The organism is Gemmata algarum (assembly GCF_034097035.1).
GTDB classification, from domain to species: Bacteria; Planctomycetota; Planctomycetia; order Gemmatales; family Gemmataceae; genus Gemmata; species Gemmata algarum.
Window position 1 is genome coordinate 18,932 of record NZ_JAXBLV010000239.1, and the last position, 8,992, is coordinate 27,923.

At 66.8% G+C, this 8,992-nt stretch carries 7 protein-coding genes; all 7 read left to right on the forward strand.

Translation table 11 applies throughout. The annotated features are described in order from the left end of the window. Positions 1 to 153: 153 nt before the first annotated feature. The 7 genes from R5W23_RS30460 to R5W23_RS30490 all read left to right on the forward strand — a co-directional run bounded on the left by R5W23_RS30460 (position 154) and on the right by R5W23_RS30490 (position 8,956). A complete protein-coding gene (locus tag R5W23_RS30460) occupies positions 154 to 3,510 on the forward strand; it encodes a fused MFS/spermidine synthase (RefSeq protein WP_320689638.1) in 3,357 nt (1,118 codons plus the stop codon). Positions 3,511 to 3,737: 227 nt separating this feature from the next. Further along, positions 3,738 to 4,727, forward strand: a complete 990-nt coding sequence (locus tag R5W23_RS30465; protein ID WP_320689639.1) for an ATP-grasp domain-containing protein — start codon at positions 3,738 to 3,740, stop codon at positions 4,725 to 4,727. Further along, on the forward strand, positions 4,724 to 5,671 hold the full coding sequence (mch, locus tag R5W23_RS30470) for a methenyltetrahydromethanopterin cyclohydrolase (protein ID WP_320689640.1): 948 nt from the start codon (positions 4,724 to 4,726) through the stop codon (positions 5,669 to 5,671). The genes R5W23_RS30465 and mch overlap by 4 nt, the downstream gene beginning before the upstream one ends. After that, the gene (locus tag R5W23_RS30475; protein WP_320689641.1) at positions 5,668 to 6,519 is read left to right on the forward strand and encodes an ATP-grasp domain-containing protein; all 852 of its coding nucleotides are present in this window, start codon (positions 5,668 to 5,670) and stop codon (positions 6,517 to 6,519) included. The genes mch and R5W23_RS30475 overlap by 4 nt, the downstream gene beginning before the upstream one ends. A 1-nt stretch (position 6,520) precedes the next feature. Further along, positions 6,521 to 7,396: a triphosphoribosyl-dephospho-CoA synthase gene (locus R5W23_RS30480; RefSeq protein WP_320689642.1), complete on the forward strand. Its 876-nt coding sequence runs from the start codon at positions 6,521 to 6,523 to the stop codon at positions 7,394 to 7,396. 2 nt (positions 7,397 to 7,398) lie between these two features. After that, complete coding sequence (locus R5W23_RS30485) at positions 7,399 to 7,893, forward strand: 6-pyruvoyl trahydropterin synthase family protein (RefSeq protein WP_261186517.1); 495 nt, start codon at positions 7,399 to 7,401, stop codon at positions 7,891 to 7,893. A gap of 178 nt (positions 7,894 to 8,071) precedes the next feature. Further along, complete coding sequence (locus R5W23_RS30490) at positions 8,072 to 8,956, forward strand: sugar phosphate isomerase/epimerase family protein (RefSeq protein WP_320689643.1); 885 nt, start codon at positions 8,072 to 8,074, stop codon at positions 8,954 to 8,956. Positions 8,957 to 8,992: the final 36 nt, after the last annotated feature.

The following is an 8,992-nucleotide window of genomic DNA, read 5'->3' on the forward strand; positions in this document are numbered from 1 at the left end:
GGCCGTGCGCCGGATGCAGCCCGACTTTCGGCTTCCGAGCCTCGGCAACCCCCTCTCGTGCTTCTCATGAACACGAAACTACTCGCCCCTTCGCGGGTTCGATACACTTCGAGGAACCTTGCCCGCGCCCCGTCGAACCCGGAGTAGTAACCCGTGCCGCTGCTGTTCGCCGTCACGATGTTCGTGAGCGCGTCACTGCTGTTCATGGTTCAGCCGATGGTCGCCAAGGCGGTGCTGCCCCTGCTGGGCGGCAGCCCGGCGGTGTGGAACGGCTGCATGGTGTTCTTCCAGGCGCTGCTGCTGCTCGGCTACCTCTACGCCGACCGGCTGACGCGTCAGAAGGACCACAAGAAGCAATGGGTCGTTCACTGCGCGGTCCTGTCGCTGCCGGTCGTGGTGTTCGTGCTGGCCGCGCTGTTCAGCGCGAAGCACACGCCCATTGCCGTGGTCGAGGCGCTGGCCCCGTCGGGCGACTCCAGCCCGGTGCTAAGCGTTTTGGCGATCATGACCGTGGCGATCGGGATACCGTTCTTCGTGTGCTCCACCACCGCGACGCTGCTCCAGAAGTGGTTCACCTACACCGGGCACCCGTCGGCCCGTGACCCGTACTTCCTGTACGCCGCGAGCAACTTCGGCAGCCTGATCTCGCTGCTCGGCTACCCGCTCTTCATCGAGCCGAACCTGACCCAGGGCGGGCAGACGTGGGTGTGGGCGGTCGGGTTCGTCGGCCTCGCGGCGCTGATCGTCGCGTGCGGAAAGGCGGCGGTGAACCCGCTCGGGGTGGCCCCGGGTGGGGCGGCTGGCGCGAAGGTCGCCCCAGCGCCGGTCGAGCAACCGCCGTCGTGGGGCCGGATGGCGAAGTGGACCGCCCTCGCGTTCGTTCCGAGCAGCCTCATGCTCGGGGTCACGTTCCACATGACCACCGACATCGCCAGCATCCCGCTGCTGTGGGTCGGGCCGCTGGCGCTGTACCTGGTTACGTTCATCATCGCGTTCGGCCGGGTGCCGCCGTGGTTCCGGCTGCTGATCGGGAACCTGGCCCCGGTGATGATCCTGCTCCTCGTGTTCTCGATCACGTCGGGCGTGATCGGCAACCGGGTCGGCATCAGCCTTTTGCTGCACCTCGTGACGTTCTTCACGGCGGCGCTCATGTGCCATTACGAACTGGCGCGCGACCGGCCGAGCCCGCAGTACCTGACGACGTACTTCCTCATCATGTCGCTCGGCGGCGTGCTCGGCGGAATCTTCAACTCGCTGGTCGCTCCGCTCGTGTTCGCGCAGGACTACGAGTACAAACTGGTGCTGCTGGTCGCGTGCCTCATGGTGCCGCGGCTGAACTCGTCCGAGGGGGAAGTTCCGAACCAGAAGCCGATGGATGCGGATGCCAAAACCGCGCTCGATATGGGCATGTCCGCGGCGGTGGCTTCCCCGTTCGCGGTTGCCGGCCGGTGGCTCTTCCGGCAGATCGATCAGAACCGGCGTGTCGCTCTGGCGCTCGATGTGGCGGTGCCAGTGCTGATCGGTCTGGTGTTCTGGCAGATGCTGAAGTTCAGCCAGTTCGACTGGTACAACCGGGCCGTGCGGAGCATCGCGAGCACCCTGGCGCTCGACAGCGCCAGCATGGTCCACAACATCTTCGTGTACGCCGTCCCGGTGATGGTGTGCTTCTTCTTCGTGGACCGGCCGCTCCGGTTCACCCTGTGCGTGGCGGCGATCCTGGGCATCAGCACGTTCCGCGACGAGGCCAGCGATGAGGGGCGGGTGGTCTACACCGAGCGGAGCTTCTTCGGCATTCTGAAGGTGGAGCAGCGCGGGAACCAGACCCGGCTCGTCCACGGTACCACGCTGCACGGCACGCAGATCAACGAGACGTTCCGCCCACACTGGGCGGACGAGTTCCAGCGGCTCACCGCGCTGAACCCGTGGGACAACGTTGCGGTGTTCGGCACGCAGCTCCGTTTTAACCCGCGCGAAGAGCCGCTGACGTACTACCACCGGAGCGGGCCGGTCGGGGCGATGTTCCAGGAGCTGCGTACCCGCAAGGGCGGTGCCGACGCGAACGCGCCGGTGGCGATGGTCGGCCTCGGCACCGGTAGCGCCTCCTGCTACGTCGGCGCCGGCCAGAAGCTCACGTTCTACGAGATCGACCCGGCGGTGCGGCGGATCGTCGAAACGCCCTGGAAGGTCATGAACGAGAGCGACCTGAAGGAGCGCGGCTCCGCGCCGATCGCTGACCCGGACGTACGCGCCAAGGTGGAAAAACTGGGCGCCCGCATTCTGACCCAGGAGGAGTACGATCGGGCACGCGCGGAACACGAGAAGGGACAGAAGGCCTGGGAAGAGTACAAGAAGAAGCTGAGGGCCTTTGGAACTGGTCCGCTCGACGACGAGGTGCGCAAGAGGCTGGAGCGGCTCGGGGCCATGTACACGCTCCGCACCAAACAGGATTACGAAACGGCGCTGCGTGAGCGGGGTGCCGCCCCGACCGCGGACCCGGACGTGCGGAAGGACGCGGAGCGCCTGGGCGCCCGCATTTTCACCCCGGACGAGTACGAAGCGGAGCTGAAGAACCGCCTCACCGGTAAAGAGCCAATTAAAGAGCCCATGAAGGACCGCGGGGTCATCGTCTACACCCAGGAGGAGTACGACGAAGCGGCGCGGACCCGTCCTGCTGGCACTGCCCCTGTGACGCAACACGAGGTGGCGCCCGCACCGGCGCCCGTCGCGCCGCTCATGGGGCCGTTCACCTACGTTGACGACGCCCGCAAGCGCGGCGCCGACATCGATTTCCGGATGGGTGACGCCCGCCTGAAGCTCAAGGAGGACACCGACCGCAAGTACGCGCTGCTACTGGTGGACGCGTTCAGCTCGGACTCGATCCCGGTCCACCTGCTGACCAACGAGGCGGTCGCCCTGTACCTCGAACGGCTCACCGACGACGGCATTCTGGCGCTGCACATCTCGAACAAGTTCGTGCAACTGGAGCCGGTGGTCGCGGCCATCGCCGAGCACCACAACCTCGTGGCCCGCGTGTGGAACGACAACGCCGAGGGGCGGCCCGGGAAGACGGCATCGAGCTGGGTCGCGCTGGCCCGCAAGCGCGAACACCTGGGCGACCGCATCGCGTCCGAACTCGGCGACATGATGGGCGAGTACAGTCAGAGCGAGCAGCTCATCCGCATCGTCCGGGTGAAGTACCCCGAACTGGGGCCGTTGCTGGACAAGGCGCTCACGAAGCAGCAGGAAACCGTCCTGGACTACCTGGACAAGCGAACCGGCGACGCGCAGGCGCAGCGGTTCGCGGGCCTGATCCGGCGGAACGGGCCGTTCACAACCCTCATGGACGCGCTGCACGCGGAAACCGGGTACGGGTTCCGCCCGGTCGTGAAGCTGAACGGCGTGGACGCGTGGACCGACGACTACGCGGACGTGATGCGGGTGATGATTATCCCCGAGCTTCAGGCCCTGCGGCGGTTCTTCGGCCTGCCGACCCCGGTGGCGGACCGGTGACCGGTATTGTTGGCGTTGTCGGTTCGAGCGCGCGGGCGGCAGTTCATTCGCTGGCCCGCGCGGGCGTTTGTACTCTCGCCTCGCCGCCCGTCGCTCGCGATGCCGGGCTTCACAGCCGTTTTATTTGGGCACTTGACCAGTTCGCCGACCGCGACCTAAAACGGGTCGTTTCCGCGTGCGGCGTCTGCCCGCCGGGCGGTTATCCGGACGCGCTTCCCGAACTTGCGATGCAATTCCCTCCGGGGCCGGTGCTCTACACCGGCGGTCTGGAAAATCACCCGCATGTGGTTGCCCGGCTCGCCGAATCGCGCGAGCTGTGGGGGAACCCGCCCGAGGTGTTGGCCCGCGCTCGCGATCCGTTTGAACTGTTCCCGATACTCCAGCGTGCCCGGTTCGAGCCCCCGCGTCTGGTTCCGCGCGGTGAACCGTGCCCGACCGAAGGCCGGTGGCTCCGCAAGCCGTTTGCGTCCGGTGGCGGGATCGGGATTCGCTTCGCGGAACCGGGCGAAGCGAATTCCGACCGGCACTACTTTCAGGAGTGGGTCGAAGGCGTGCCGATGTCCGCGGTGTTCGTGAGCGATCTGAACGAGATGCCGTTTTGGCCGGACGGAACCGAACTGTTCGGCGTCACGCAACAGCTCATCGGCGAACCGTGGCTGCACGCCCAGCCGTTCGCGTATTGTGGCAACGTCGGCCCGGTCGAACTGCCCCAACGCGCGACCCTCTGGATCAACGCGCTCGATGCCAACCGGACCATCGGCGTCCGCGGCTGCTGGGGGCTCGACTTCGTTCAACGCTCTGAGTCCTCGCACCCGGTCGAGGTCAACCCGCGTTATACCGCGGCGATCGAGGTGATCGAGTTAGCGACGCGGTCCGCGATCATGCCGACTCACCGCGATTGTTTTTCCTCGAACCCCACCCGCTTTCATTTCGTCACGCCGCCGCGGGGCTGTGCGCCCGTTGGGAAAGCGATCTACTACGCCCCGCACGCGATTACCTTTCCGAACGCGGGGCCGTGGGACGCAGACCTCGCGGGCGCCTTCGACCCGTGGCGGCTGCCGGGGTTCGCCGACATTCCCGACCCGGGCAGTGCGATCCAACCCGGGTGGCCGGTGCTCACTTTTTTCGCGACGGGAAGCACGCCCGCAGACGTGCGCGAGCAGTTAAGATCACAGGCTGCGGAACTCGATCGCCTCTTCGCGGAGCACTCCCTATGACCCTCAACGAGCGCGCGCAACTCCTCGCGGACGAAGCCGAGCGCAACGCCGCCCGGCTCCGCGTTCACGTCGCCAAGGTGGCCGGGGCGCGGGTCATCGATTGCGGCGGGGCGGTCACCGGTAGCCTCGCGGCCGGGCTGCTGATGGCGCGGGTCTGCCTGGGCGAGGCGGGCGAAGTCGAGTATGTCCCGTGCCCTATTCCCGAACTCGGCGGGCCGGCCGTTCAGGTCACGACGGACGACCCGGTGCGCGCGTGCCTGGCGTCGCAGTACGCCGGCTGGCAGGTGAAGGTCGGCAAGTTCTACGCGAACGGCTCCGGGCCGATGCGCGCGCTGTCGGCGCGCGAGGAGATCTTCCAGCACATCGCGGGTAAGGAGGAGGCGCCGTTCGCGGTCGGCGTGCTCGAAACCGACCGCCACCCGACCGACGAGGTGGTCGCCAGCATCGTCGCGAAACTGCCGCTCGTGGCCGAGCACCTGACGCTGCTGGTGGCCCCGACGCAGAGCCTCGCGGGCACCACGCAGATCGTCGCGCGGTCGGTGGAGACGGCGCTGCACAAGCTCCACGAACTCCAGTTCGATGTGAACCAGATCGTCAGCGGGTACGGGGTCGCGCCGCTGCCGCCCACCACGCCGGACTTCGTTCAGGCGATGGGCCGCACCAACGACGCGATCCTGTACGGCGCGAAGGTTACGCTTTGGGTCCGCGCCGACGACGAGGTGCTCGAACGGATGGGGCCGAAGGTGCCGTCGTCGTCATCGAAGGACCACGGGAAGCCGTTCGCGGATGTGTTTACGCACTACAAGGGTGACTTCTACCAGATCGATCCGCTGCTGTTCTCGCCGGCGGAAGTGGAGTTCCGCAACCTGAAGACCGGCCGGTGCCACCGGTTCGGCGGCGTCGAGCCGGGCCTGTTGCGGCGATCGTTCGGGCTGGGCGAATGAACATCGCGATTCTCTCCGGCGGCACCGGCTGGCACGTGCAGGACCTCGTCCGTGCTGCCGCCGAACTCGGGCATACCGTCACGCCGCTCGACTTCCGCGCCCTTTCGGCGAGCGTGAACGCCGGGCGCGCCCCGCTATCGGAATGCGACGCCCTTTTAGTGCGCACGATGCCCGCCGGGTCGCTGGAACAGGTCGTCTTCCGTATGGACCTGTTGCACGAGTGCGCGGCCCGCGGCGTACCGGTCCTGAACCCGCCCAGAGCGGTGGAGGTGTGCGTCGATAAGTACCTCACCACCGCCCGGCTCGCGCGGGCGGGGATCGACACGCCTCCGACGGCCGTGTGCCAGCGCAGCGACGACGCGCTGGCGCAGTTCGCCGCGCTCGGGGGCGACGTGGTGCTGAAACCGCTGTTCGGGTCGGAGGGGCGCGGGATGTGCCGGATCACCGACCCCGAAACCGCGTGGCGCACGTTCCGCGTGCTGGAGCAAACGGGCCAGGTGATTTACCTTCAACAGTTCATCCGGCACCCGGGCTGGGACCTGCGCGCGTTCGTTTTGGGAGACCGCGTGATCGCGAGCATGCGGCGCACGGCCGGTGCCGACTGGCGCACCAATGTGGCCCAGGGCGGAACGGCCGAGCGTGTGTCGCTGAGCGCAGCCGAAGCCGCTCTCGCGTTGCGGGCGGCCCGGGCGGTCGGTTGCCCGGTCGCGGGCGTGGACCTGCTTCCGGGGCCGAACGGCGAGCTGTTCGTGATCGAGGTGAACGCGGTTCCTGGGTGGAAGGCGCTCGCGTCCGCGTGCGGCGTGGATGTGGCGAAGGAAGTGGTGCGGTTCGTGACCGAGAGGTGACGTGATCGATTTCACAACGGGCGAGTTGGCACAAACGGCTTGCATCTGGGAAGCCTGCGCCCGCAAGGTCGGGAACGTTCATCGGGGCGCCGACTTCGCGAACACGACCCTCACCGATTTCCTGCTCAGCGGAGCAGCGATCGGGCCAGTTCTTCAACGCGCCGGCAACCGGTCCGTCGGGGCTACGGTCTTCGACGCCGTGGAACGCACACAGGCGGTCGTCGGCCAGAACACGAACCTGGGCATCGTCCTCTTGCTCGCTCCGCTCGCCGCGGAATGGAACGGAATGCGCCCCGGGGCACACGTTCCCGACATCCTCAAAGGGCTAACGGCGGACGATACGAAACTCGTGTATGAGGCGATCCGACTCGCGAACCCCGGCGGGCTCGGCGACGCACCGGAACAGGACGTGCGCGCTGAACCGGCGGTGACGCTGCTCGAAGCCATGTCACTGGCCGCCGACCGCGACATGATCGCGCGGCAGTACGCCAACGGGTTTGCGGACGTGTTCGACTTCGGCGTGCCCGCGTTCACCGCGGCGTTCGCCAAGTTCGGTCGCGTCGAAGCGGCGATCGTCGATTCGCAACTGCGCTGGCTCGCGGCCCACCCGGATTCGCTCATCGCGCGGAAGAACGGCGCGGCGGTCGCGGAAGACGTTCAGCGCCGGGCGCAGGCGGCGCTCGCGCTTGGCGGGCTCGAAACCCCCGCCGGCCGCGCCGCGGGCGTCGCGCTCGACCGGCACCTGAGGAGCGACGGGAACAGGCTCAATCCCGGTACGACGGCCGACCTCATCACCGCTTGCCTGTTCGTCGCGTTGCGGGAGAATATGGTGACTCCTTCCGCCCCGTTCCGGTGGAACGTCTCCGACTGGTTGTAACCATGCCGACCGAGCGGTTCAAAGTCCGCGTCACGAAAGACCACCTCGTGTTCTGCTGCGGGCACTTCATCAGCTACCGCGGGCACCAGTGCGAGCGGCTCCACGGGCACAACTACCGCTGTGCCGTCGAGGTCGAGGGGCCGCTGCTCCCCGATGACTTCTACGTGTTCGACTTCATCGCGCTCAAGAAGCGGACGAAGGAGATCACCGACGAACTCGACCACCATATGCTGCTGGCGACCAACAACCCGGTCATCAGCGTCGCCCCCACTCCCAAGTGCGTGCAGGTGCGGTACGAGGACCGCGAGTGGCAGTTCCCGCGCGGCGACTGTATCTTGCTACCGATCGAAAACACCACGGCGGAACTGATCGCGCGGTACATCGCAGGCCGGTTGTGGGAGTCGCTCAGGACGAACGAGAACTTTACGCCCGAAGTCCTTCGCGTGGAAGTGGAAGAGGCGCCCGGGCAATCCGCGACTGTGGAATGGCGTGCGTAACGGCTCGTAGACATTCCGGCCGCGGATCATTTTTCTCACGACCGAACCCTTGCGTCTTTTTCGCGCAACCGTAACAATTCGCGGAACCGGCGCGGAGCGCCGGCGCGGCTCCGGAAACTCGCCCGCCGCCGCAACACCGGAACGGACGCCCTCCCTTCACTCGCCGAGGGCAACTCAAATGAACCGTCCGCTCGGGCGCCGCGACTTCCTGCGCACCACCGCGGCCGCCGCCGCCGCACTCACCGGTCCGTATCTGTGCGGCGCCGAAGTCAAGAAGCCGAAGCTTAAGAAGGCCGTCAAGTACGGGATGGTTCGGCTCGAGGGCGGTACCCACCTGGCACGCCTGGAACTGGCCAAGAGGTGCGGCTTTCAGGGCGTCGAGATCGACAGCCCCGGCACCAGTGACCTCGACGCGCTGGTGAAGGCGAGCAAGGAAACCGGGGTCGCCATCCACGGGGTGGTCGATTCGGTTCACTGGCGCGACACGCTTTCTCACCCCGACGAGAAGATCCGCGCGAAGGGGCTCGACGCCCTGCGGGGGGCGCTGGAAGACGCCAAAACGGTCGGTGCAGACACCGTGCTCCTTGTCCCCGGCGTGGTGAACAAGGACGTGACCTACCAGCAGTGCTACGAGCGGTCGCAAGCGGAGGTGAAAAAGGTCCTCCCGCTCGCAGAAAAGCTGAAGGTGAAAATCGCGATCGAGGTGGTGTGGAACAACTTCATCACCAAGCCCGAGCAACTGATTCAGTACGTCGACGACTTCAAGAGCGAGTACGTCGGCGCGTACTTCGACTGCTCGAACATGATCAAGTACGGGGTGCCGCCCGCGGACTGGATCCGCAAGCTCGGCAAGCGGATGCTGAAGTTCGACTTCAAGGGGTACAGCAAGTCGAAGGAGTGGGTGGCGATCGGCGAGGGCGACGAGAACTGGCCGGACGTGCTCGCGGCCTTAGGCGAGATCGGCTACGACGGCTGGGCCACCGCTGAGGTGGGCGCCGGGGGCGAGGAGCACCTCAAGAAGATCGCCGCGCAAATGGACAAGGTTCTCGGCCTCGCTCAGTAAGCAAGCAAACAGAAGCGGGTTCACCGCAGAGGGCAC